Source organism: Novosphingobium sp. 63-713 (assembly GCF_001898925.1).
Taxonomy (GTDB): domain Bacteria; phylum Pseudomonadota; class Alphaproteobacteria; order Sphingomonadales; family Sphingomonadaceae; genus Novosphingobium.
The window spans coordinates 503,751-526,211 of the sequence record NZ_MKVS01000005.1 but is presented as its reverse complement, the minus strand read 5'-3'; the positions used below and the strand labels follow the sequence as shown (position 1 = coordinate 526,211).

At 65.4% G+C, this 22,461-nt stretch carries 21 protein-coding genes; 15 read left to right on the top strand and 6 right to left on the bottom strand.

Annotated features, from left to right (window positions below; translation table 11 throughout):
* Positions 1-70: 70 nt before the first annotated feature.
* The 3 genes from BGP00_RS03295 to BGP00_RS03285 are packed head-to-tail and all read right to left on the bottom strand — an operon-like array spanning position 71 to position 4,590.
* Entirely contained in the window at positions 71-1,153 is a 1,083-nt protein-coding gene (locus BGP00_RS03295; protein WP_292921923.1) for a glycosyl hydrolase 53 family protein, read from the bottom strand.
* Positions 1,154-1,166: 13 nt separating this feature from the next.
* Complete coding sequence (gene galA, locus BGP00_RS03290) at positions 1,167-3,662, bottom strand: beta-galactosidase GalA (RefSeq protein ID WP_292921922.1); 2,496 nt, start codon at positions 3,660-3,662, stop codon at positions 1,167-1,169.
* 4 nt (positions 3,663-3,666) lie between these two features.
* On the bottom strand, positions 3,667-4,590 hold the full coding sequence (locus BGP00_RS03285) for a Gfo/Idh/MocA family oxidoreductase (protein ID WP_292921921.1): 924 nt from the start codon (positions 4,588-4,590) through the stop codon (positions 3,667-3,669).
* A 127-nt stretch (positions 4,591-4,717) separates the two neighbouring features.
* On the opposite strand from BGP00_RS03285, the gene BGP00_RS03280 reads away from it, so the two are divergent.
* Together BGP00_RS03280 and BGP00_RS03275 are read left to right on the top strand one after the other, a co-directional pair.
* Positions 4,718-6,511, top strand: a complete 1,794-nt coding sequence (locus BGP00_RS03280) for an IlvD/Edd family dehydratase (protein ID WP_292921920.1) — start codon at positions 4,718-4,720, stop codon at positions 6,509-6,511.
* 10 nt (positions 6,512-6,521) lie between these two features.
* Entirely contained in the window at positions 6,522-7,379 is an 858-nt protein-coding gene (locus BGP00_RS03275; protein ID WP_292921919.1) for an SMP-30/gluconolactonase/LRE family protein, read from the top strand.
* A 9-nt stretch (positions 7,380-7,388) separates the two neighbouring features.
* Here BGP00_RS03275 and BGP00_RS03270 read toward each other — a convergent pair whose 3' ends face one another.
* Positions 7,389-8,108, bottom strand: a complete 720-nt coding sequence (locus tag BGP00_RS03270) for an FCD domain-containing protein (RefSeq protein ID WP_292921918.1) — start codon at positions 8,106-8,108, stop codon at positions 7,389-7,391.
* 86 nt (positions 8,109-8,194) lie between these two features.
* Between BGP00_RS03270 and BGP00_RS03265 the strand changes: the two genes are divergently transcribed.
* The 6 genes from BGP00_RS03265 to BGP00_RS03240 all read left to right on the top strand — a co-directional run bounded on the left by BGP00_RS03265 (position 8,195) and on the right by BGP00_RS03240 (position 13,907).
* A complete protein-coding gene (locus BGP00_RS03265; RefSeq protein WP_292921917.1) occupies positions 8,195-9,772 on the top strand; it encodes a sodium/sugar symporter in 1,578 nt (525 codons plus the stop codon).
* A 1-nt stretch (position 9,773) separates the two neighbouring features.
* Positions 9,774-10,643, top strand: coding sequence for a 2-dehydro-3-deoxygalactonokinase (locus BGP00_RS03260; protein ID WP_292921916.1), 870 nt, complete (start codon positions 9,774-9,776; stop codon positions 10,641-10,643).
* Positions 10,643-11,272 carry a 2-dehydro-3-deoxy-6-phosphogalactonate aldolase gene (locus tag BGP00_RS03255; protein WP_168602083.1) on the top strand — a complete coding sequence of 210 codons (630 nt, stop codon included), beginning with the start codon at positions 10,643-10,645 and terminating at the stop codon, positions 11,270-11,272. Before BGP00_RS03260 ends, BGP00_RS03255 begins: the two co-directional genes overlap by 1 nt.
* A gap of 84 nt (positions 11,273-11,356) precedes the next feature.
* Positions 11,357-12,097: an MgtC/SapB family protein gene (locus tag BGP00_RS03250; RefSeq protein WP_292921915.1), complete on the top strand. Its 741-nt coding sequence runs from the start codon at positions 11,357-11,359 to the stop codon at positions 12,095-12,097.
* 37 nt (positions 12,098-12,134) lie between these two features.
* A complete protein-coding gene (locus tag BGP00_RS03245; protein WP_292921914.1) occupies positions 12,135-13,181 on the top strand; it encodes an FUSC family protein in 1,047 nt (348 codons plus the stop codon).
* Positions 13,182-13,304: 123 nt separating this feature from the next.
* Positions 13,305-13,907, top strand: a complete 603-nt coding sequence (locus tag BGP00_RS03240; protein ID WP_292921913.1) for an alpha/beta hydrolase — start codon at positions 13,305-13,307, stop codon at positions 13,905-13,907.
* 4 nt (positions 13,908-13,911) lie between these two features.
* On the opposite strand, the gene BGP00_RS03235 is transcribed toward BGP00_RS03240, so the two are convergent.
* Positions 13,912-15,060, bottom strand: coding sequence for a ThuA domain-containing protein (locus BGP00_RS03235; RefSeq protein ID WP_292921912.1), 1,149 nt, complete (start codon positions 15,058-15,060; stop codon positions 13,912-13,914).
* A 244-nt stretch (positions 15,061-15,304) separates the two neighbouring features.
* On the opposite strand from BGP00_RS03235, the gene BGP00_RS03230 reads away from it, so the two are divergent.
* From BGP00_RS03230 to BGP00_RS03210, 5 genes are all read left to right on the top strand, one after another.
* Positions 15,305-16,018, top strand: coding sequence for a glycosyltransferase (locus BGP00_RS03230; RefSeq protein ID WP_168601449.1), 714 nt, complete (start codon positions 15,305-15,307; stop codon positions 16,016-16,018).
* 75 nt (positions 16,019-16,093) lie between these two features.
* Positions 16,094-16,294 (top strand): hypothetical protein, encoded by a 201-nt coding sequence (locus BGP00_RS03225; RefSeq protein WP_168601450.1) that lies wholly within the window; start codon positions 16,094-16,096, stop codon positions 16,292-16,294.
* 61 nt (positions 16,295-16,355) lie between these two features.
* Entirely contained in the window at positions 16,356-17,225 is an 870-nt protein-coding gene (locus tag BGP00_RS03220) for an EamA family transporter (RefSeq protein WP_292921911.1), read from the top strand.
* A gap of 129 nt (positions 17,226-17,354) precedes the next feature.
* A complete protein-coding gene (locus BGP00_RS03215) occupies positions 17,355-18,569 on the top strand; it encodes an MFS transporter (RefSeq protein WP_292921910.1) in 1,215 nt (404 codons plus the stop codon).
* 100 nt (positions 18,570-18,669) lie between these two features.
* Positions 18,670-19,527 carry a DUF4437 domain-containing protein gene (locus tag BGP00_RS03210; protein WP_292921909.1) on the top strand — a complete coding sequence of 286 codons (858 nt, stop codon included), beginning with the start codon at positions 18,670-18,672 and terminating at the stop codon, positions 19,525-19,527.
* On the opposite strand, the gene BGP00_RS03205 is transcribed toward BGP00_RS03210, so the two are convergent.
* Positions 19,521-20,750 carry an MFS transporter gene (locus BGP00_RS03205; RefSeq protein ID WP_292921908.1) on the bottom strand — a complete coding sequence of 410 codons (1,230 nt, stop codon included), beginning with the start codon at positions 20,748-20,750 and terminating at the stop codon, positions 19,521-19,523. The two genes, BGP00_RS03210 and BGP00_RS03205, sit on opposite strands and share 7 nt — an antisense overlap.
* A 172-nt stretch (positions 20,751-20,922) precedes the next feature.
* Here BGP00_RS03205 and BGP00_RS03200 point away from each other — a divergent pair, with 172 nt between their 5' ends.
* Positions 20,923-21,738 carry an alpha/beta hydrolase gene (locus BGP00_RS03200; RefSeq protein WP_292921907.1) on the top strand — a complete coding sequence of 272 codons (816 nt, stop codon included), beginning with the start codon at positions 20,923-20,925 and terminating at the stop codon, positions 21,736-21,738.
* Positions 21,735-22,394, top strand: a complete 660-nt coding sequence (locus BGP00_RS03195) for a hypothetical protein (protein ID WP_292921906.1) — start codon at positions 21,735-21,737, stop codon at positions 22,392-22,394. Before BGP00_RS03200 ends, BGP00_RS03195 begins: the two co-directional genes overlap by 4 nt.
* The last annotated feature ends 67 nt before the right edge of the window (positions 22,395-22,461 follow it).

The window sequence follows — 22,461 nt, the reverse complement described above, 5'->3', positions numbered from 1 at the left end:
ACCTCTCTCACAGCAAAAGGGCCGCGAGGATTGCTCCCTCGCGGCCCTTTTCGGTTGCGCGGGTTTTGCGTTATTTCCGCGTCATTTCCATAAAGCGCATAACGGGCAGCGCCTCATGCCGCTTGATGTCGAACCACGCGGCATTTTCCCAATCCGATCCCACGCCCCAGCGCGTCCTGCATCCGGTCGAAACCCGGTCGGGCGCCCAATAGACCACGCCATTGCCGCCATTGGCCACCACCAGTTTCGTCAGGTCCTCCATATAGCGGGCCTGCCCCTCGCGGGTGACGGGATATTCGGGCAGGGCCGAATCCGAACCCAGCAGGTTGGGCGTGGTGTCGCCATAGTCATTGGTAAAGGGATAGGCCGTTTCCACCACCCAGACATCCGCGTCATAGCGCTTGTGGGCGGCATCGATCACCTTGCCCAGGCCCGTGAGGTTGTATTTCGACCATTTGGAATAATAGCTGATGCCGATGATGTCATAATCCATCACGCCTGCCGCCGTCGCATCGTCGAACCAGCCGATGACATTTTCCGGCTGGGCGATATGCAGCATGACTTTCATCGGATGGGCATGGGCCTTGGCCGCCTCGCGCACGGCGGCAACGCCTGCGTTGATCAATCGCGCATTGCGCTCCCAGTTGATCCGGCCATCCTTGGTGCCGCCCAGCATTTCCGGGTTTGTTTCATTGCCCACCTGAACAAAGGCGGGCAATTGCCCCTCGGCGGCCAGACGGTCGAGGATTTGGCGCGTGTAATCATGCAGCGCCTTGACCTGATCGTCGGTGGAAAGTTTGGCCCATGCGGCGGGCGCGATCTGCTTTTCACCATCGGCCCAGTCGTCGGAATAATGGAAATCGAGCAGCACCTCCAGGCCCGCCGCATGGGCGCGGCGGATCGTCTTGAGCACATCCTCATAGGTGCTGTATCTAGTCCAGCCCGGCGCGTTCCAGATGCGCACGCGCATGATGTTGCCGCCATGCGCCTTCATCAGCGCAAAGGGATCGACGGGCTTGCCGCCCTCGCGAAAGACCGCGCCGCAATCCTCCATTTCATTGGTAAAGGACAGATCGGCGCCCAGATAGAGTTTGGGCGCGGCCGGTGTCGAGGCCGAAGCCAGCAGCGCGGCGGCAAGAAGTCCAAGGGCCATGGGTTTTGCTCTTTCAGATCGTATGCGCAAACAGGTCGAGGCGGGCCGGGGCCAGCCCTTCGCCCTGCGCGGTGAGGGTGATCTGTCCGGCGCTCCTGTCCGCCTGAACCAGAACCTGCGCCAGCCCGTTGAAGGTGCGGCGCTCGAGGCTGTGGTCGGGCGTGGTGTCGGTGGGATCGCCATTGCCGGTGCCCAGCACGCGCCCCGGCCCCGAAAGGGCAAAGCGGATGGGGACGGCGGCGGTGGGCACGGGACGGCCCGCCCGGTCGAAGACCTCGGCGCGGATGATGGCCATATCGGCGCCATCGGCGTGCAAACGCGCCGTATTGGCCGACAGGCGCAGCATGGACGGAGCGCCCGCCGTCACCCGCCTGTCGCGCGCGGTGATTCGCCCCTGCGCATCATAGCCCACCGCCTCCAGCACGCCCGGCGCATAGGGAACCGACCATGTCAGGTGGCCATTGCGCGGCATCTCCTTGCGCCCAAACCCGCGCCCGTTCAGCCGCAATTCCACCTGCGCGCAATTGCCATGCGCCCAGACCTCGATGGGCTGGCCTTCGCGCCCGGCCCAGTTCCAGTGGGGCAACAGATGGACCTGCGGCAATTCGGGCCGCCACCATGCGCGATAGTAATAATAATTATCCTTGGGGAAGCCGCAGATGTCGGCCGCCCCGAAATAGGAGGAAACCGATGGCCATGCCGCATAGGGCGTGGGCTCGCCGCGATAGTCAAAGCCGGTCCAGATGAAGCCGCCCGCAATGCCGGGGTCCCTGGCCACGATGCTCCACCACGCCTCGCCGGTGCTGGCCCACCATGGCGCCTCGGTATCGTAGGCGCGCACGATATGGCGCGCGGCATCATTGGCATATTCGCCGCGCGTGGCGACAGTGCTGGCGGTTTCCGTGCCGATCACCGGCGTGTCGGGATATTTGGCCTTGAAACCGGCGATCTTGTCGGTGCGATAGTTGAAACCCACGACATCGACCGCGCGCGCCGCGCCATCCTCGTACCAGCCATTGTCCATGGCCTGCGTGGTCTGGCGCGTGGGGTCCAGCTCCTTGCAGCGCGCCGCCAGCTTTGCCGAGATATTGTGCCCGCGCGGGGTGCCCTGATGCCCTTCCTCATTGCCCACCGACCACAGGATGATCGAGGGATGGTTGCGGCTGGAAAGGATCATCCGGTCCAGCTCGTCCATCGCCTCGGGGCTGGTGTTGTTCAGCCTTGTTTCCGCGATCATCATCATCCCCATCTCGTCGCAAATGTCGAGCAGGGCCTGTGAGGGCGGATTATGCGCGCTGCGCCAAGCATTGGCGCCCATCTCCTGCATCTGCGCCACGCGCCAGCGGTGCAGCGCATCGGGGATCGCCGTGCCCACGCCCGCGTGATCCTGATGGTTGCATACGCCCAGCAGCTTGACCGGCGTACCATTGAGGAAGAACCCCTGATGCCCGTCAAAACGCAAGCTCCGCACGCCAAAGCGTGTTTCGACCCGGTCCACCACTTCGCCGCCCACGATCACTTCGCTGATCAGGCGGTAGAGCACGGGGGCCTTCACCGACCACAATTGCGCGCGGGGGATGGTGATGGCGTGGTCCACCACTGCCTTGCCGGCAACAGCGACGGCAGGACCATCTCCCGCCGCCGCCACGCCGCCATCGGGAGCCATCACCCGGTGGCGAAGCTGAACTGCCGTCTGCGCGCCCAGATTGACCAGATCGGTGGAAACCGAGACAATGGCGCCTTGCCCGCGCGGCTCGGCCCGCACGCAAACGCCCCATTGCGGGATATGCTGCGCTGCGGCGGAAACCAGCCGGACATGGCGATAGAGCCCCGCGCCCTCGTAAAACCAGCCTTCGCCAAGGCTGGCATCGACGCGGATGACCAGCAGATTGGGCTTGCCGTCATAATTGAGATAGTCGGCGATATCGACACGGAACGGGGCATAGCCGCCCGCATTCTCATGCGCGATATAGCCGTTGACGATCACCACCGCATCGCGAAACACCCCGTCAAATTCCAGCCAGACCGCGCGGCCCTTGTCCTGCGCGCCCACAGGCAGGGTGCGGCGATACCAGCCCACGCTGTTTTGCGGAAAATCGCGGCCGATGGCGCGGAAACCATGGCCCGCGATGAAATCCTCGCGCCCCTTTTCCATCGTGGCGGGCGGGGCGTAGGGCAGGGCGCTGGCCCAGTCATGCGGCACGCGCACCGCTTCCCAGCCGCTGTCGTCGAAATCGGGCTTGACCGTTTCGGCCACATCAAAGCCCGGCTTGGCATAGGTGCGCCCCCAATTGCCGAAACCGAAATCGCGCGCCGGATCGGCGGCATGGCCAAGGTGAAAGCGCCAGCCATCGTCGAGCACCACTTCGCGGCGTGGCGATGGGGCGGGGGTGGGCGTCTGGACGGCGGCCTTGGCCAGCGCCTGATCGGCGCAGGCAAGGCCTGAGGCCGCCGCCAGCGAGGCGGCAAGGACACGGCGGCGGTCTAGCGGGGGAAAAGAGCTGGTCATGGCGTCAGAACTCGAAAGGGGGGAGAGAATGGTGGCTGCCCAGCATCATCGCATCGGCCACCAGCGTCAGGGGCCGGGCATCGACATCGCTCTGCCCCGCATCGATCAGCCGGGCAAAGCGGGCATAGAGCCGCGGATATTCGGCATCGGGCGCCACCTCCTGCGCGTTGTTGTCAATGGTCATCTGCTGGCCGCCCTGCGTCAGTTGCAGCAGGCCCGCGTCCGTGTCGACGGCAATATCCCATTGCGGCGCGCCGGGGTGCAGGATCGACAGGTCGCAGGCCACCTCGGCCCCGGCATGGCGCATGGTCAGGCGGGCGGTCATCGGCGCCTGACGGTTGGCGGGGATGCCCAGATCCGCGCTTTCCAGCGCCAGCGGTTGCGGCAGGATATGCGTCAGAATCGAAAAGGCGTTGATCGCGGTGTCGAACACGCCAAAGCCGCCCGCCGCCAGCAGCCAGTCCTGACCCGGATGCCAGACGCGCACATCCTCGCGCCAGTTGAGGCGGACGGCCTTGATCTGGCGCGCGGCCAGCCATGCGGCGGCGGCATCGACAGCGGCGCTTTCGCGGCTGTGCCATGTGGCCAGCATGGTGCAGCCCGCGCTCGCCCGGACCAGTGCATCGACCTGCGAGAGACCGGCGGCGGGCGGCTTTTCCAGCATCACATGCAGCCCGGCCTCCAGCGCGCGCTGCGCCAGCCCCGCGCGCACCGAGGGCGGCGTGCACAGCACGACAGCATCCAGCGCGAGCCGCGCATCGAGCAGCGCATCAAGCGTGGGATAGGAGGCAATGCCCTCCAGAGCGCCCTGCGGATCGGCCGTGGCGGTCAGGGCAAAGCGTGGATTTTCGGCAATGGCGGGCAGATGCTGATCGCGGGCGATTTTGCCCAGCCCAACCAAACCCAATCGAATCAGGGAATTACTCATGAATGCATCCTCGCGCTTTACTTTTGTATGATATATATGCTTATAGACGTCAACAGCAAGCTGGCGCGGCGCGGGAATCGCATGGGGCCACCAGACACGCTGCCAGACACAAGGAGACTGAAACGCGATGTCCGATGCCCAAAAGCCAACGCTGCGTAGCCGCGCATGGTTCGACAATCCGGCCTCGCCCGACATGACCGCGCTCTATCTTGAACGCTATCTCAACTATGGCCTCTCGATGGAGGAACTGCAGTCCAACCGCCCGATTATCGGCATTGCCCAGACCGGCAGCGATCTTTCGCCCTGCAACCGCCATCACATCGTGCTGGCCGAGCGCGTGCGCGACGGCATCCGCGAGGCGGGCGGCATTCCCATCGAATTCCCCTGCCACCCCATTCAGGAAACCGGCAAGCGGCCCACCGCCGGGCTTGATCGCAATCTGGCCTATCTCAGCCTGGTCGAAACGCTGTTCGGCTATCCGCTTGACGGCGTGGTGCTGACCATCGGCTGCGACAAGACGACGCCTGCGTGCCTGATGGCGGCGGCAACGGTCAATATTCCCGCGATTGCCCTGTCGGTCGGCCCGATGCTGAACGGCAATTTCAAGGGCGAGCGCACCGGCAGCGGCACCATCGTGTGGAAGGCGCGCCAGATGCTGGCGGCGGGCGAGATCGACTATAAGGGCTTCATCAAGCTGGTGGCCTCCAGCGCGCCCAGCACGGGCTTCTGCAACACGATGGGCACGGCCACCACGATGAACAGCCTGACCGAGGCGCTGGGCATGAGCCTGCCCGGCAACGCGGCCATCCCCGCGCCCCACCGCGACCGCGCGGAAAGCGCTTATCACACCGGCCGCCAGATCGTGGAAATGGTGCGCGCCGACCGCAAGCCTTCAGACATTCTCACCCGTTCAGCCTTCCTCAACGCCATCCGCGTCAATTCGGCCATCGGCGGCAGCACCAATGCGCCGATCCACCTGAACGCCATCGCGCGCCATGTCGGCGTCGAACTTTCGCTGGCCGATTGGGAAAGCCATGGGGCCGACATTCCGCTGCTGGTCAATCTGCAACCGGCGGGCGAATATCTGGGCGAGGATTATTACCGCGCGGGCGGCGTTCCGGCGGTGATGGGCGAACTCTATCGCGCGGGCCTGCTCGATGGCGAAGCGTTGACGGTCAATGGTTGCACCGTGGCGCAGAATATTGCCGAGGCCGCCATTGAGGATGAGGATGTGATCCGTCCGCTCTCCGCGCCTTTGAAGCCTGCGGCGGGACTGACCGTTCTGTCGGGCAATCTGTTCGACGCGGCGGTGATGAAAAAGAGCGTGATTTCCGATGCTTTTCGCGCGCGCTATCTGGCCGACCCGGATGATCCGGAAGCGTTCGAGGGCAATGTCGTGGTGTTCGACGGGCCGGAGGATTATCATGCGCGCATCGACGATCCCGCCCTTGGCATCACCGACCGCTCGATTCTGGTGATCCGCGGCGCCGGGCCGGTGGGCTATCCGGGCGGGGCCGAGGTGGTCAATATGCGCCCGCCCGCCGCCCTCATCCGCGCCGGGATCGACGCTTTGCCCTGCATCGGCGATGGGCGCCAGTCGGGCACCAGCGGTTCGCCTTCGATCCTTAACGCCAGCCCCGAGGCGGCGGCAGGCGGCGGTCTGGCGCTGCTGCGCACGGGCGATATTGTCCGCATCGACCTGAAGACCCGCAGCGTGAATGTGCTGGTGAGCGACGAGGAACTGGATCGACGCCGCGCTGAAAACGCGGAAAATCCCTTCTCCGGCCCGGAAAGCCAGACGCCTTGGCACGAAATAGCCCGGCGCGAGACGGGGCAATTCGCGGGCGGCGCGGTGATCGAAAGCGCGGTCAAATATCAGCGCATCGCCCAGACCAAGGGCCTGCCCCGCGACAGCCATTAAGGGGGGGACTATGGGCGACTGGACCATTATCGAACGGGCGCGGCGCGACATTCTGGGTGAGGGCATCACCTATGTCGCGCGCGAGGATGCGCTCTACTGGGTGGATATCATTGGCCAGCGGGTGAACCGTTATGGCTTGGGCGATGGGCAATATCGCGAATGGGCGATGCCCGAAATGACCGGCTGGCTGATCGAGCGCAGCACGGGCGGGGGCTTTGTTGCCGGGCTGAAATCGGGATTTCACCATCTCAGCCTCGATCCCTTCGCGCTCGAACCCATCGCCGCGCCCGAGCCGGATCTGCCCTTCAACCGCATGAACGATGCCTGCGCCGATGCCCATGGTCGCATCTGGGCGGGTACGATGAGTATGGATGGCAGTCGGGACGAGGGCGGTCTCTACCGGCTCGATCCGGACCTGTCATGGCATCGCATGGACGCGCCCTACGCAATCGCCAATGGCCCGGCGATCAGCCCGGATGGCGCCACGCTTTACCATACCGACAGCGCGAAGGGGCTGGTCTACCGCTTTGCCTTGCATGACGATGGCAGCCTTGGCCCGCGCAAGATTTTTCTTGAATTTCCCGATGCATGGGGCTCGCCCGACGGCATGACGGTGGACGCGCAGGGCGGGATCTGGATCGCCCACTGGGGCGCGGGCTGCGTCAGCCGGTTTGATCCCGACGGCGGGCGCGAGCGCTGGATCGACCTGCCCGCCAGCCAGATCACGCGGCCCTGTTTCGCCGGGGCCGATTACAGCCGCCTGTTCCTGACCAGCGCCGCCGATGGGGTGGACGAGGAACTGGCCGGATCGGTGTTCGAGGTGGAGGCGGGCGTGTTCGGCCTGCCGCCCCGCATGTTCGGCGCCTAGGCGATGAGCCTAATGCGCCGCATGGCTGTGCCGGGCGATCAGGTCCATGACATCGCCGATGATCGCGCGCATGGCGTCCTGGGCCGCGCGCGGATCGCGGGCCATGATCGCATCGCGCACCGCGCCATGCGCGGCCAGATCGGCCGTGCGCCCGACAATGCGGTTGGTCAGCCGGATCGAGGTGCGCAGGGCCGTGGCGACCACATCGCGGAACTGGGCGAAGAAGGGATTGCCGCTGGCACGCAGGATGGCCAGATGGAACGCGATGTCGGCGTCGAGTACATCGTCCTCGCCCATTTCGGCGGCCTCCATCCGCGCAAACCCGGCCTCGATCAGCGCGCGCCCCTTGTCATCGGCCGAGCCGGCGGCCAGCGCGGCGGCGGCCGGTTCGATGGCCGCGCGCAACTGGTTGAACTGCGAGAGCAGCTCGACCGAGAATTTGCGTTCGAGCAGCCAGCGCAGCACATCGGCGTCAAACAGGTTCCAGCTCGCCACCGGCTGAATGCTGGTGCCCTGTCTTGGCCTTGCGGTCAGCAACCCCTTGGCCGTCAGCATTTTGACCGCCTCACGCGTGACCGATCGGCTGACGCCGTGCTGGGTCGAAAGCTCGGCCTCGGTGGGAAAGGGGCGGTTTTCAAAGGCGCCCGTCACGATTTGCCGCCCCAGCAGATCGAGCAGCCCGTAGGTCAGATTGCGCCCAAGGCCGGAGATATCGTCATTGTCGGTCATCGTCTGGCCCCCTCTGGCATGTGTTTTTATCATATAAATAGACATAATCGCCCTTTGGCAAGGGATTCGAGAGGAAACACCATCCCATGACGCTCTCAACCATCGATACGGCCATGGTGGTGGCCTATGCGATCTTCATCTTTGGCCTTGCCCAATGGGTCAGCCGCCGCAAGGGCGATGCGCAGGAGGATAGCGCGGGCTATTTCCTGGCCAGTCGCGCGCTGCCGTGGTGGGCCATCGGCGCCTCGTTGATCGCGGCCAATATTTCGGCCGAACAGATCGTGGGCATGGCAGGCTCGGGCTATGCCATCGGCCTTGCGATCTCCTCCTATGAATGGATGGCCGCGCTCACGCTGCTGATTGTCGGCAAATTCTTCCTGCCGGTGTTCCTCAAGAACAACATCACCACCATGCCGGAATTTCTCGAGGCCCGTTTCGGCCCGACAATCCGCACGGTGATGGCGGTGTTCTGGCTGGTGCTCTATGTGTTTGTGAACCTGACCTCGATCCTGTGGCTGGGCTCCATCGCGGTGCGTCAGGTGGCGGGCGTCGATCAGGATGTCGCGCTGGCGGTGCTGGGTGTCTTTGCGCTGGCCTATCAGATCCGGGGCGGACTGAAGGCGGTGGCGCTGACCGATATTGTGCAGGTGGCGCTGCTGGTGATGGGCGGCCTGATCGTTTCGGGCATTGCGCTGGGCCAATTGGGCGAAGGGGCAGGCGCGCTCCATGGCTTTGAGCGGCTGGTGCGCGCAGTGCCCGATCATTTCCATATGATTCTTTCGCCCGACAGTCCGCATTACAAGGACCTGCCCGGCCTTGGGGTGCTGATCGGGGGCCTGTGGATCGCCAACCTGTCCTATTGGGGGTTCAACCAATATATCATCCAGCGCACGCTGGCCGCCAAATCGCTGGGCGAGGCGCAGCGGGGCATTGTGTTCGCCGCTTTTCTCAAGCTGTTGATGCCGGTCATCATTGTGCTGCCGGGGATCGCCGCAGTGCTGCTGGCGCCCGATCTGACCAAGCCCGACCAGGCCTATCCGGCGATGATGCATCTTTTGCCCAACGGCTTGCTGGGGCTTGTTTTTGCCGCGCTGACGGCGGCGATCATCGCGTCCACGGCCAGCAAGATCAATTCCATCGCCACGATCTTCACGCTCGACCTCTATGCCCGCAAGATCGCGCCGGGCGCCAGCGAGGTGCAACTGGTCCGCGTGGGCCGCATCACCGCCTGCGTGGCCACGGTCATCGGCATTGTCGCGGCGCGGCCCCTGCTGGGCGGCATGGATCAGGCGTTTCAGTATATTCAGGAATTCTCCGGCTTTGTGACGCCGGGCATCACGGTGATCTTCCTGACCGGCCTGTTCTGGCCCCGCGCTACCGAGGCAGGCGCTCTGGCGGGCGCGCTGGCCAGTGTGATGCTCTCTGCGCTGTTCCGCTTTGGCGGGGTGACGGCTCTGACGGAAATTCCCTTCATGCATCGCATGGCCATGGTGTTTTTCGCCTCGCTGGCGCTGACGGTGGTGGTTTCGCTGCTGGGCAAAGCCCCGGTGCGAGAGGGCAAGGGCATCATGGAAGGCGTTTCCTTTGCCACTTCGCGCGGTTTTGTCATCGCTTCGGCGCTGGTCAGCGCGATCCTTGTGGCGCTTTATACGGTGTGGTGGTGATATGACGGGTGACATGATCGCGGTGGATTGGGGCACGACCAACCGCCGCGCCTATCTGATCGATGCGGCGGGACAGGTGCTGCATACCGAGCGCGACGGCATGGGCCTGCTGGCCGTGCCGCCGGGGGGCTTTGCCGACCAGATTGCCGCGATCCGCGCGAAGATGGGCGATCTGCCGGTGCTTCTGGCGGGCATGGTGGGGTCGGCGCGGGGCTGGGTCAATGTGCCTTACCTGTCCTGTCCGGCGGGGCTGGAGGATCTGGGCGGGGCGCTGCACTGGGTCGAGCCGGGGCGGACGGCCATCGTGCCGGGCCTGTGCGATCCGGCGGGCGATGTGATGCGCGGCGAGGAGGTGCAGTTGCTGGGCGCGGTGGCGGCCGGATTGGCGCCGGGCGACGCGCTGTTGTGTCAGCCCGGCACCCATTGCAAATGGGCGCGCATGGCGGGCGGGCGCGTGGCCTCTTTCGCCACGGCCATGACCGGCGAGATCTTTGCCCTGCTGAAAAACCATAGCCTGCTGGCCGATTTTCTGGGCGGCGATGTGGATGATGATGAAGCCTTCCGCGCCGGGGTGCGCGATGGGTTGAACGGCCGCCTGACCACGCGCCTGTTCCGCGTGCGCGCCGCCGCCCTGCTGGGCCATCGCCACGTCGAGGACAGCGCGGCCTATACATCGGGCCTGATGATCGGCCATGATGTGGGCGGCGAGGCCCTGCGCGAGGGCGATCCGGTCCATATCCTTGCCGACCCGCATCTGGGCCGGTTATATGCCGCCGCCGTGCATATTGCCGGAGGCCAGCCCATTCTGATCGACAGTCACGCGGCCTTTGTGGCCGGTATCTTCCGCCTGTGGAAAGCGAGCCAAGTATGATGACGCCTCTTGAACAACTGAACGCCGCCCTTGCCATTTGCCCGCTGGTGGCGATCCTGCGCGGAGTGCGCCCCGATGAGGTCGAGGCCGTTGGCGATGCGATCATCGAGGCAGGCTTTTCCATGATCGAGGTGCCGCTCAATTCGCCCGATCCGCTGGCCTCGATCGCGCTGCTGGCAAAGCGTTACGGGCCGGACGTGCTGGTCGGGGCGGGGACAGTGCTGACCACGGCGGATGTCGCCAATGTCAAGGCGGCGGGGGGCACTCTCATCATCTCGCCCAACGTGAACACCGATGTGATCCGCGCCAGCGTGGCGGAGGGCATGATCTCGCTGCCCGGCTTTTATACGCCCACCGAGGCTTTTGCCGCGTTGGAGGCAGGCGCCACGGGGCTCAAGCTGTTCCCCGCAGAAGGGGCCAGTCCAGCCTATATGAAGGCCCAGCGCGCGGTTCTGCCCAAGGATCTGCCCTTGCTGGCCGTGGGCGGGGTGACGCCGGAAAACCTGTCGCAATGGGTGGCCGCCGGTGCGCAGGGGGCGGGGCTTGGCTCGGCGCTCTACAAGGCTGGCCTCTCGGCGGCGCAGGTGGGCGAGCGGGCGCGGGCCTTTGTCGCGGCGGCGCGGGGGTAAGCACGCCGAGGCCATTTGTCGTCTGGTGTTAACATGGCGCGGGCAGTAAGGCGCCTCTTGCCCGCGCAACAGGACACCAGCCCGATGAACACCCCCAACCCGGCCCAGATCGCCGCCCTGTTCGATGTCGACCTGATCGGCCTGATCACCAGTTTCATCTGCCTGCTCACCGCCTTTGTGCTGGGCACGCTGATCGGGCTGGAGCGGCAATGGCGCCAGCGCACGGCGGGCCTGCGCACCAATGTGCTGGTGGCGGTGGGGGCGGCGGCCTTTGCCGATCTGGGGCTGCGCGTGGCGGGCGTCGACGGCGGGGTCCGGGTGATCTCCTATGTCGTCTCAGGGATAGGCTTTCTGGGCGCGGGCGTGATCATGAAGGAGGGCACCCATGTGCGCGGCCTCAACACGGCCGCCACGCTCTGGGCCAGCGCGGCGGTGGGCAGCTTTGCCGGGGCGCGCAAACCGGCCGAGGCGGTGCTGGTGGCGATCTTCGTCTTGGCGGGCAACACGCTGCTGCGCCCGCTGGTTGATGCGGTCAACCGCCGCCCGATGGATCCGGGCGAGACCGAGGCGCTTTATCGTGTCCATGTGGTCTGCCCCTCGGGGGGCGTGTCGCAGGCGCGCGATCTGTTGTTCGAGGAACTGGAAACCCACCATTATCCGATCCGCGACATAGAGACACTGGCCGATAGTGAGGCCCATGTCGAACTGGCCGCGATATTGGTGCCTTCCACGGCCAATCCGGCCGATCTGGACGCGATCACCGCCCATATCGCCCGCCATGAGGGCATCATCAGCGCGACCTGGACGGTCAGCGCCACCAACTGAGGTGGCCTTTGGCGGCGGGGCGGCCTAGGATGCACCCATGCCTTTTGCTCTCCCCACCCGCAATCGCCTCGCTCTGGCCCAGACCGTGCGCGTCATGGCCGCCTGCCTTGCCACCTACGGGCTGACCGGACTGCTCGGGCTGAAGCAGGGCTATTGGGCGATTTTCACCGTGCTGATCGTCATGCAGGGCTCGCTGGGCGCGACGGCGACGGCGGCCTTCGACCGGCTGCTTGCGACGATTGCCGGGGCGGTGCTGGGCGGAGCGGTGGTGATGGTCACGCCGCGCGATCCTGTGGCGGTGGGGGCCTCGCTGATCGTCATGTCGGGGGTGCTGACCTTTGCCGCCGTGCGCCAGCCTCGGCTGCGCGGTGCGGCGCTGACCTCGGCCATCGTGCTGTTGACGCGCTCGCCCGATATTCCCGTGGGGATCTTCGTCATTGATCGGATCATCGAGATCACGCTGGGCGGGGCGATCGGCGTGATGGCAAGCCGGTTCATCCTGCCGGTGCGCTCACGCGGGGCGATGATCGCGCGTTTTTGCGAGATCCTGACCACGATGGCGAAATTGCTGAACGCGCAGGCCGATACGGTGGCGCGGGGCGAGGCGCTGGTGTCGGCCGAGGCCAACATCGCCTTGCGCCAGTCGCTGGTGGCGACCGAGGCGGTTTTGAACGACGCGCGGCGCGAAAGGGCGATGGGGCTGGTGCGTGAGGATGTGTCCGACGGTATCCCGCGCACGCTCTGGCGCATCCGCAACGGCATTGCCCAGATCAGCCAGATTCTGCGCACGCCTTTTCCGCCCAACGCGATGGCGATTGTCGGCCCGGCGGTGGAGGGGATGCTGCGCGCCCATGCGCAATCGGCGCAGGATGCGGCATCGGCCCTGTCGGATGGCGCCGCGCCGGTGCAAGATTCCCAGGCGGCCGAGGCTTTTGAGCGGGCCTTTGTTACGCTGCAGCATTCGGACGAGGCGCGGGCGATTCCGTTTGATGAAATGGGGCGGGTGTTCGGCATGGCCTTTACCCTGCGGCGGATGCAGCAGGATTTCCACGATCTGGGCGAGCGGATCGCGGAGTGCCGATAGTATCTGGGTTGGCCGAGGCCCGGATGGACAAATTCCGCTTGGGGGTGGGCAAAGAGGAATAGCTGGCGCGTCGACTATACTCTACTTTATAAATAGACATTATCCCCATGCGCGGAGTCCATCGTGTCCTCCCATCCTGAATTTCCTTTGGTGCTGACTGTGCCGGGTCTGGGCAATTCCGGCCCCGACCATTGGCAGACCCGCTGGGAAGCGATCCATCCGCATTGCCGACGCGTGGAGCTGGGCCTGTGGGATCGGCCCCATCGCAATAGATGGATCAATCAGCTCAACCTGGCTCTGCGCCGCGCGCCGGGTCCGGTCCTGCTGGCCGCGCACAGCCTGGGCTGTCATGCGGTGACGGCCTGGGCCGCGATGGAGCCGGATGCGGCCTCGCTGGTGGTGGGGGCCTTGCTGGTCGCGCCGCCGGAGGTCGATTTCTTCCCTCTGGATCCCCGTGTCAGCGCCTTTTCGCCCACGGCTTCCGGGCCTCTGCCCTTTCCCTCGCTGCTGCTGGCCAGTCGCAATGATCCCTATTGCGGGCAACCGGCGGCGCGGGTTCTGGCGCGCATGTGGGGGGCGCGGTTCCTCGATGCGGGCGCGCTGGGGCATATCAATGCCGAAAGCGGGCTGGGCGATTGGGAGGAGGGCTGGCGGCTGTTGGCGCAATTGGTCGATGGCGGCGCAGGGCCGGAAACAGGCGTGCAGGCGGGGGCGCCTGCACGCTGAAGTCCTATTTTGCGCAGGCGGGATCGGGTTTGCCCGCCCATTCCACCGCCTGCGTCAGCATCCGGCGGTAATTGGCGTCGGCAAAGCTGGAGGGCGGATGGCCGATGGCGGAATAAAAGGCGCGGCCCCGGCCCACGCAATGTTTCCACGCGATGGGATGGTCGGCCCCCATCCGCAGATTGGCGGGCGGATCATAGCTTGCCTCGTCCAGTTTCGCCAGCACGCGCACGCCCTTCAGGCGGGGATTGGCGCGGAAGGAATACCATTCGTCGGTCATCGTGAATTGCGCCGGAATGCCGCGCGTCACCGGATCCTGCCCTTCGATATGCAGCGTTGCCGGGCGGAATTGCGGATTGGCCGGATGGCCGAGGAATGCCGCGCCCACCAGATGGTCGGTGTACCAGTCCCAGAACGTGGCCGGATCGCCCGCTGCGCCATGCACGCCGACAAAGCCCCCGCCATGCTCGATCCAGTCCTTGAGCGCGCGGCGCTGGGTCAGGGTCAGCGCATCGCCGCTGATATTGTTCCACACGACGAGGTCATAGCGGGCCAGCACCTCAGGCCGGATCGCGCCGCCCTTGTCGGTCACCTGCATCGACCAGCCGTTTTCCTGCGCCAGCCCCTGCAGCGCCTCACGCGCGGCGCCCACCGATTTGGCGTCGAGGAAGCCGTTGATCTTTTCAAACACCAGCACATGCAGTCCCTTGCCCGAGGGGCGCGGGTCGGCGGGCTCGTTGTCATAGCGCGCGCACCGGGCCAACTGGTCGGCGCGCGTGACAGGCAATTTATGCAACCGCGCGTCCAGCCTGGCCAGCAGGGCAGGGTCCTTGGGAGGCCCGGCCTGACCGCTGGAAAACACGCCGCGCAGGGTTACGATGGCGCTGAAGGTGGGGGCCTTGGTGCCGGTCAGAAAGGGGGTGAGTCCGGTAAAGCTCTCGCCCAGTTCGGCCGCCGCGGCTGCCTTGGCCTCCGGATTGATCAGCACATCGATAAGAGGACTGTCGATTGAATAGGGCGCGCGGGCCATCGGGCAATCAGTAACGGCATTGGCGGTGACGGCATCGGCCGCCAAGGCGGGCGTCGTCAGCGCGGGTAGGGCGAAACCCGCGCCAACCACCCCGACCAGCAGCTTTGCCATTCTTATCATGCTCATATTCGGGCCCTCTCATTATGGCTTTGGCCGTATCATGCTCTGATTGCGCTACCATTGCCACAGGAGATTGCACGGCCCCGGCCGACGGGCCGCCATGCGTGAAAAAGAAACATTGGAAGAGCGCCCCGCCCCGCTGGACATTGCCCGGGATAGGGCGATATAGCGCCCGCCAATTCCCGATTGGCAGGAGCATAAGAGATCATGCTGTTGCGCAAGCATTAAGACCGCCGGACACCAAGCTTTCATGCCCACTATCAGCCTGATTATCCCTGCCTTCAACGAAGAAGATTATCTGCCCGCATGCCTTGATGCGGTCATGCGGAATGTGGCGGGCAAGGCGTTCGAGATCATCGTCGTCGACAATAACAGCACCGATGGCACGAAACAGGTGGTCGAACGTTATCCGGGCGTGACCTATGTGTTCGAGGCGGAAAAGGGCATCACCCGCGCCCGCCAATGCGGTTTCAAGGCGGCAAAGGGCGATATTCTGGCCTATGTCGATGCCGATACGCTGCCGCCAGCGGGCTGGGTCGAACAGATCATCGAACAGTTCGACAAGGACCCCAAGCTGGCCTGCCTGTCCGGCCCCTACAGCTTTTATGATGTCAGCGGGTTGCGCAACGCGATCTCGAACGCATGGTTCGTGGCGGCGCGCCCGCTATATAATTTCACCGGCTATATGCTGGTGGGCGGCAATTTCGCCATCCGGCGCGAGGCGCTGACCAAAATGGGCGGATTTGACGCCACGATCGAATTTTACGGCGAGGACGTGGACATCGCCAAGCGCGCCAAGAAGCAGGGCAAGGTCCTCTTCTCGCCCCGCTTTGTTATGCCCACATCGGGCCGCCGCATGGCGCGTCAGGGTTTTGCCAAAACCGCCGCGATCTATTTCATCAATTATTTCTCGATCGCCTTTCGCGGCAAGCCCGCCACAAAGAGCTATCTGGACATTCGCTGAGGCGATAGTCCATCCCCCGGAATGCTGACTGCCGCCCCTGCCGGTGGGCGGCCCTTTATGATGACAGGAAATCCCGTGACCAAGGCAATCAAACTGACGCTGACCGAGGACGAGGCCGAAATCATCGTCGATGCACTGGAAGCCGACATGGAAGGCTATCTGGAATCGGCCAAGGAAGCGCGCGGCAATGCCAACCGCGAAGACGTCAAGACTTTCAGCGAGGCGGCCGAGCGCATCGGCGCGCTGATCAACAAGGTCCGCGCGCTGCTGGATTGAGCGTGATGCGGGCCCCTGCGCCATGCGGGGGCCAATTCCATGAAAAGGACCGGCGCCCGCGATGAACCGCGCAGGCAAGACTGACGCGCCCGATGGCACCGCGCTGGCCGCGCTGTGCATGGCGGGGGCGCAGGTGTCGGTCAATGTCGGCGCGGCGCTCGGCAAGACGCTGTTTGTCAGCGTCGGCCCCGAGGGCGTGGCGGCGTTGCGCACCTCGATTGCGGCGATCCTGCTGCTGGCGATTGCCCGGCCATGGCGTGCTATGCCCTCGCGCACGCAGATGGGCTGGCTGACGGTCTATGGGCTGACGCTGGGCAGCATGAACCTGCTGATCTATGCCGCTTTTGCCCGAATCCCTATCGGTGTTGCGGTCGCCATCGAGATTTGCGGGCCGCTGGGTCTGGTGCTGGCCACCAGTCGCTCGCTGCGCGATTTTCTGTGGCTGGGGCTGGCGATCGGCGGCTTGCTGCTGCTGGCGCCATGGCCGGGTGCCGGGGTGCGGCTCGATCCTGCGGGCATCGGTTTTGCGCTGGCCGCCGCGCTGGCATGGGCGCTCTACATCCTGTTCGGCAAGCGCGCCGCGCAGGTGAAGGGCACCACGGCGGTGGCGCTGGGCATGACGATCGCCTGCTGCGTGACGCTGCCCTTTGGCCTGTCGGCGGCGGGCGGCCGCCTGCTCGATCCTTCGGTGCTGGGGCTGGGGATCGGGGTGGCGCTGCTCTCCAGCGCGTTGCCCTATGTGCTGGAAATGAAGGCGCTGGGTTATTTAAGCGCTCGGGTCTTTGGCGTTTTGACCAGTGCGGCCCCTGCTGTTGCGGCTCTGGTCGGTTTCCTCATTCTGGGCGAGCGGTTGGCCCTTGCCCAATGGCTGGCCATCGCGCTGATGATCGCGGCCAGCGCGGGGGGATCGCTGACGGGCCGGCGCACCTGATTTCCTTGGGGAAACAGACATTTTCTCAGGGGGAACGGGCAAGGCGCCGTCACCGGAATTTTTCGGAACTATCCGCCTGTCGGATAAACCTCGCTTGCAGGGCGGGGGCGATGTCCGCAATCTGAACCCATGACGGATCGCAATCAACCTCTCACCGCGCGCCAGGAGCTGGCGCGTCACTGGCCCATTGTGCTGGCCGCCGCGCTGGGCGTGGGTTTTGGCACGATGGGCATCGGCTTTTATTCGCTGGGCCTGTTTGTCAAACCGCTTCAGGCCGAATTCGGCTGGAGCCGCGCGGCGGTTTCGGGCGCGGCCACGTTTCAGCAATTGGGCATTTTCCTGTCCGCCCCGCTGGTCGGGCGGCTGGCGGACCGGATCGGGCTGCGGCCGCTGGCGGTCGCCTCCTATGTCGCCATGCCGCTGGCGCTGGTGGCGCTTTCGATGGCGGGGCCCTCGGTGTGGGGCTGGTATGGGCTGTGGCTGCTGGTCTCGCTGGCCGGATGCGGTACGACGCCTGCGGCATGGGCGCGGATGGTGTCGATGCGTTTCGATGCGGCGCGCGGGCTGGCGCTGGGGTTGATGCTGGTGGGCACGGGGCTGGCCGCCGCGCTGGTGCCTGCGCTGCTGGGGCCGGTGTTTGCCCATGATGGCTGGCGCACGGCCACGCTGGTGATGGCTGGGGCGGCTGCGCTGGTGGGCATCCCGCTGGGCCTGATGCAGAGCCGCGAAGCGCCCGCGCCTGCCGCGCGCGAGAAGGACGGCCATTTTGCCAACCGCGAAGGCGGACACTTTGAACGCAATCGGCCCGTATTCATGCTGCTGGCCATCGCCTTTCTGGTGGGGGTGATTGTGGCGGGGCTGATCATCCATCTGGTGCCGATGCTGGTGGACCGGGGAATGGATGCAGGCCTGGCGGCGAAAATGGCGGCCAGCATCGGCCTTGCCGTGATCGCGGCGCGGGTGATCGTGGGCTGGCTGTTTGACCGGTTCCATGCGCCCTATGTCGCGGCGGTGTTTCTGGCCATGCCGGTGGGCTCGTGCCTGCTCTTGGGGCTGGGCGGGCCGGTTTTGCCTGCCGCGCTGATGCTGGGGCTGGCGGCGGGGGCCGAGGTTGATATGCTGGCCTTTTTCACCAGCCGCTATGCCGCGATGAAGAATTACGGCGCGACCTACGGCGTGATCCTTGGCACGTTCAGCCTTGGCGCGGCGCTGGGGCCGATGATGGTAGGGGCCAGTGTGGACGCGACGGGCGGCTATGGTGCGGCTCTGGCCGGATCGGGGCTGGGTCTGGGGCTGGTCGTGGTGCTTATCGCTTGTCTGGGGCCGTACCGCGCCCAGGAATAATCCGGCTCTCTCCGCCTGTCGGATGCCGCTTTTGCGCTGACGCAATGGGGCGGGCGCCGCGCTGCCCCAGTCTGGGCTCCTGTTTCAAGGGAGGAGCCCCATGCTGGAGCGCGAACATATCGAATTTGTCCAGGCCCAGATGTTGCCATGGCTGCGCATCGGCCCCGGCCTTGCGCGGCCTGATGCCGAGATCAAACTGCTCAGCCGCGATGAGGGCGACGGGGCCTGCTCGGTCCTGCTGCGCTTTCCGCCGGGGTGGAGCAGGGAAGGACCCGAGCATCTGCTGGCCGATGAGGAATTCTATGTCCTCGAAGGCCAGATCGAGCTGAACGGTCAGAATTACGCGCAGGACACCTATGCCTTCCTGCCCGCAGGATGGACGCGCAACACCACCTCGACGCGGACGGGCTGTGTGCTGATCGCCTTTTACAGCGCCGATCCCAAACTGATGCCCCATGCGGGCGATGGCCGGGCCGAACAATCGGCCCGCGCGGTGCCCTGGCTGGATGTGGCGGCCATGCCATGGGACATGACCCTCAATGATCCCAAGCTCAAACATCTGGGCATCAGCCGCAAGGACCTGCGCCGCGATCCTGAAACCGGCGAGCGCACCTTCCTCTCGTTGATCCTGCCGCAGGCGATACCACAGGGCAACAAGGGGCCGCAGGAGATGCATCCGGTGGTCGAGGAAAGCTATCTTATCGCCGGATCGCTGACCGGGCCGCAGGGGACGATGTATCCCGGCGCCTATTTCTGGCGCCCGCCCCATATCGTTCATGGCCCCTATGGCGCTCGCTGGGGCAGCGTTTGCCTGATGCGCTTTGTCGGCGGCGCCCATGTCAACATCTGGACCGAGGCGGAGGCGGGCTTTGATTTTGCCGCGCCCTATCGGCCGGACCTGCCGCCGCGTCTGGCGCATCTGGCCGCCATGCCTTTTACCCCGCCCGCGCCTTATTGATCGAACCGGCGATATTTGCCCAGCAGCAGAAAGCTGGCGGCGCAAATCACCAGCGCCACGGAAGAAGCCGAAAGGATCGCATGGAAATTGCCGGTGGTGTCATGGTTATGGCCAAACACCATCGGCGAGAACCCGGCCCCGGCCGCAAAGCAGACATAGAGCAGCCCATAGATCGCGCCATAGCGCCGCAGCCCGAAATAGCGCGCCACAAAGAAGGCCACCATATCGTATTCGATCCCCAGCGCGAAACCCAGCGTGAAGGTGGCAAGGCGCGCATGGCCGACATCGAGCAGCCCGCTGCCCAGATACCAAAGGCTGAACGCGGGCAGCGAGAGGATGACAAAGCCCACCAGCGGCGCCCAGATGCGATCCAGCAGCCAGCCCCCCACCAGCCGCCCGATGATGGCCGCCAGCCCGATCAGCGGGGTCACGGTCAGCGCCTGTTCGGGCGAGAGGCCGCCGTCTTTCAGGATCAGTTCCAGATTGGGCACAGGCCCGCCCATGGCAAACGAGGTGGGAACCAGCGCCGCCGCAATCAGCCAGAAGCGCCAGTCGCGCAGCGCCTCGGGCGTGGTCATGCCGGGGCGTTCGACCGGGGCGTGATGGCCGTCGGGGGTGCTGCGCTCCTCCTCGCGAAAGAGGAAAAAGGCGGCGGGAAAGGCGATCAGCACAGGCAGCAGCCCCACCGCCACAAAACCCATCCGCCAGCCATAGGCCGCCAGCACCGCGCCCAGAAAGGGCTTGCCGAAAATGCCGAACAAGCCGGTGCCCGTCATGGCCAGCCCCAGCGCCAGCCCCTTGGCCCGGTCAAACCCGCGATTGACCGCGCGGGTAAAGGTGATCGGCAAAGTGGCCGCGCCCACAAGGCCGATGGCCAGCCATGTCAGATAGAATTGCACCAATGACCCGGTGAGCAGCGAGAGCGAGACAAAGCCCAACCCCCACAAGGGGATCGCCACCAGGATGATTCGCCGCGCCCCGATCCTTTCGGCCCATGCGCCATAGGACGGCCCTGCCCACAGCGACATCAGCGTGATGATCGACATCGAGGCCATGATCTGGCCCACCGACCATCCGAATTCGCGCACCAGATAGGGCGCGAACAGGCCCATCGAATAGGTCGGCACCGCCGCCATGCCCAGACCTATGCCCAGCGTGGAGGCCAGAATGACGCCCCACCCGCGCGAGAATTCCTCGCGGGCGGTAAGGGGGTGTTGGGGCATATCGCTCATAGGGCCTCGGTGCTTGTGGGTCAGGGAGCGATTTGGCGCAGCAGCGCGGCCCGGCGGCAACGATGCCCCGGCGCGCACTCCGCTGTGCGGATAGTCTACGCCGGGGCCAAGGCTTTGGCGCGGCCCATGGGCAGTCTGCCCGCCGACCAAGCAGGAGGAATTGATGCGCCGCGCCTATGCTGACGGGCCTTTTGGCCAGATCCATTACCAATATGCATCGGGCAATCTGGCCGGGGGCGCCCGCCCGCTGGTGCTCCTGCATCAGGCGATCATGGCGAGCGGGCAGTTCGACCATGTGTTTGCCCCGCTGATCGCGCATGGTTTTGCGCCGATCGCTATCGACATGCCGGGCTTTGGCCTGTCGGATGCGCCCCCGGCCGCGCCCGCCATTGCCGATTATGCGCGCTGCGTGGCCCCGGCGCTGGACGCACTGGGCGTCGGCCGGGCGGCGGTGGCGGGGCATCATACCGGGGCGCTGGTGGGCACCGAATTTGCCCTTGCCGCGCCCGACAGGGTCGAGGCCTTGGTGATCCACGGGCCGATGATCCTGCCCGAGGAGGAGCGCAAGGCGTTCACGGACGATATTTGCGCGCGCGAAATCGCCTTTGCCGCGCGGGCCGAGGGCGCGCATTTTGTGGAGGTGGCGCGGATCCGTGAAAGGCTGTCACAGGGGCGGATCGCGCCCGACCGCATCACCGACTATGTGGTCCAGGCGATGCAGGCCTATCGCATGGGGGCCTATGCCTATGGCCATGGCGCGGCCTTTGCCTATGACCATACCGCTCCGCTGCAAAGGCTGGCGCTGCCGGTGCTGATCCTGTCGAACACGGGGGATATGACCCATCCATGGGCGCAGGCCGCCCGCGCCCTGCGCCCCGATTTCGCCTATGCCGAGATTGCGGGCGGCGGCATCGACATTTGCGATGAAGATCCGCAGGGCTGGGCCGATGCCATTGCCGTTTTCCTGAAATCGCTATGATCAAAAGCGGGCGGATCGCCTATCGCGACGCGGCGGGGCGGGAGACGGGGTATGAGACCTTCGATCTCATCGCCACGCAGGGCCGCCGTCTGCTGCGCGCGCTTTGCGTGATGGAGGACATCGGCCTGATCCGCGAAGTCTCGATCGGCATGGGCGATGATTTTCGCCCGCATGACGGGCAATGTCGTATCTGGCAGGGCGGGGCCGAAAGCCTGATGCGTTTTGCCATCGGGCCGGATCAGGCGGTTTGCGGCGATCAGGTCCTGCCGCTGGCGGATCCCTTGCCCTATCTGGGCCTGCATCCGCTTTCGGGCGACGCCTTGATCATCCATCAGCGCGGGACGGATGCTCCCGGCGAATATCGCCCCATCGCCGCCATCACCAATTCCATCTCGCCCAATGGCGAGGAGGATCTGTATATGCAGGCGATGGAGATCGCGGTCGCCTATATGGGGCCGGGCGAGATCGACGTGGCGGCGGGGCGCTTTGCGGCCTGGCATTACCGGCTGCGCTGGCGCAATGACTGGCCGCCTGCGGATCTGTGGGTGCGCGCGGGCGATGGCTTGTTCCTGATCATGCGCTGGGCCATGGTTCCGGCATGGTACGAATTGACCGATTGGCGCGATGGCCCGGCCCCCTGTCCGCAGAGCGGATAAGTCTGGGGCGGGGCGCGCCATGGCCCCCGCTTGCGCAAGAATGCGGATGGGCGGGTCGGAGCAATCC

What these genes read in the sequence shown, in the direction of transcription:
- BGP00_RS03275 (WP_292921919.1), top strand. Translation starts at nt 6,522, where the DNA reads ATGGGCGACTGGACCATTATCGAACGGGCGCGGCGCGACATTCTGGGT.
- BGP00_RS03270 (WP_292921918.1), bottom strand. Translation starts at nt 8,108, where the DNA reads ATGACCGACAATGACGATATCTCCGGCCTTGGGCGCAATCTGACCTAC.
- BGP00_RS03235 (WP_292921912.1), bottom strand. Translation starts at nt 15,060, where the DNA reads ATGAGCATGATAAGAATGGCAAAGCTGCTGGTCGGGGTGGTTGGCGCG.
- BGP00_RS03215 (WP_292921910.1), top strand. Translation starts at nt 17,355, where the DNA reads ATGACGGATCGCAATCAACCTCTCACCGCGCGCCAGGAGCTGGCGCGT.
- BGP00_RS03205 (WP_292921908.1), bottom strand. Translation starts at nt 20,750, where the DNA reads ATGCCCCAACACCCCCTTACCGCCCGCGAGGAATTCTCGCGCGGGTGG.
- BGP00_RS03260 (WP_292921916.1), top strand. Translation starts at nt 9,774, where the DNA reads ATGACGGGTGACATGATCGCGGTGGATTGGGGCACGACCAACCGCCGC.
- BGP00_RS03210 (WP_292921909.1), top strand. Translation starts at nt 18,670, where the DNA reads ATGCTGGAGCGCGAACATATCGAATTTGTCCAGGCCCAGATGTTGCCA.
- BGP00_RS03220 (WP_292921911.1), top strand. Translation starts at nt 16,356, where the DNA reads ATGAACCGCGCAGGCAAGACTGACGCGCCCGATGGCACCGCGCTGGCC.
- BGP00_RS03255 (WP_168602083.1), top strand. Translation starts at nt 10,643, where the DNA reads ATGACGCCTCTTGAACAACTGAACGCCGCCCTTGCCATTTGCCCGCTG.
- BGP00_RS03285 (WP_292921921.1), bottom strand. Translation starts at nt 4,590, where the DNA reads ATGAGTAATTCCCTGATTCGATTGGGTTTGGTTGGGCTGGGCAAAATC.
- BGP00_RS03230 (WP_168601449.1), top strand. Translation starts at nt 15,305, where the DNA reads ATGCCCACTATCAGCCTGATTATCCCTGCCTTCAACGAAGAAGATTAT.
- BGP00_RS03250 (WP_292921915.1), top strand. Translation starts at nt 11,357, where the DNA reads ATGAACACCCCCAACCCGGCCCAGATCGCCGCCCTGTTCGATGTCGAC.
- BGP00_RS03280 (WP_292921920.1), top strand. Translation starts at nt 4,718, where the DNA reads ATGTCCGATGCCCAAAAGCCAACGCTGCGTAGCCGCGCATGGTTCGAC.
- BGP00_RS03295 (WP_292921923.1), bottom strand. Translation starts at nt 1,153, where the DNA reads ATGGCCCTTGGACTTCTTGCCGCCGCGCTGCTGGCTTCGGCCTCGACA.
- BGP00_RS03200 (WP_292921907.1), top strand. Translation starts at nt 20,923, where the DNA reads ATGCGCCGCGCCTATGCTGACGGGCCTTTTGGCCAGATCCATTACCAA.
- BGP00_RS03195 (WP_292921906.1), top strand. Translation starts at nt 21,735, where the DNA reads ATGATCAAAAGCGGGCGGATCGCCTATCGCGACGCGGCGGGGCGGGAG.
- BGP00_RS03245 (WP_292921914.1), top strand. Translation starts at nt 12,135, where the DNA reads ATGCCTTTTGCTCTCCCCACCCGCAATCGCCTCGCTCTGGCCCAGACC.
- galA (WP_292921922.1), bottom strand. Translation starts at nt 3,662, where the DNA reads ATGACCAGCTCTTTTCCCCCGCTAGACCGCCGCCGTGTCCTTGCCGCC.
- BGP00_RS03265 (WP_292921917.1), top strand. Translation starts at nt 8,195, where the DNA reads ATGACGCTCTCAACCATCGATACGGCCATGGTGGTGGCCTATGCGATC.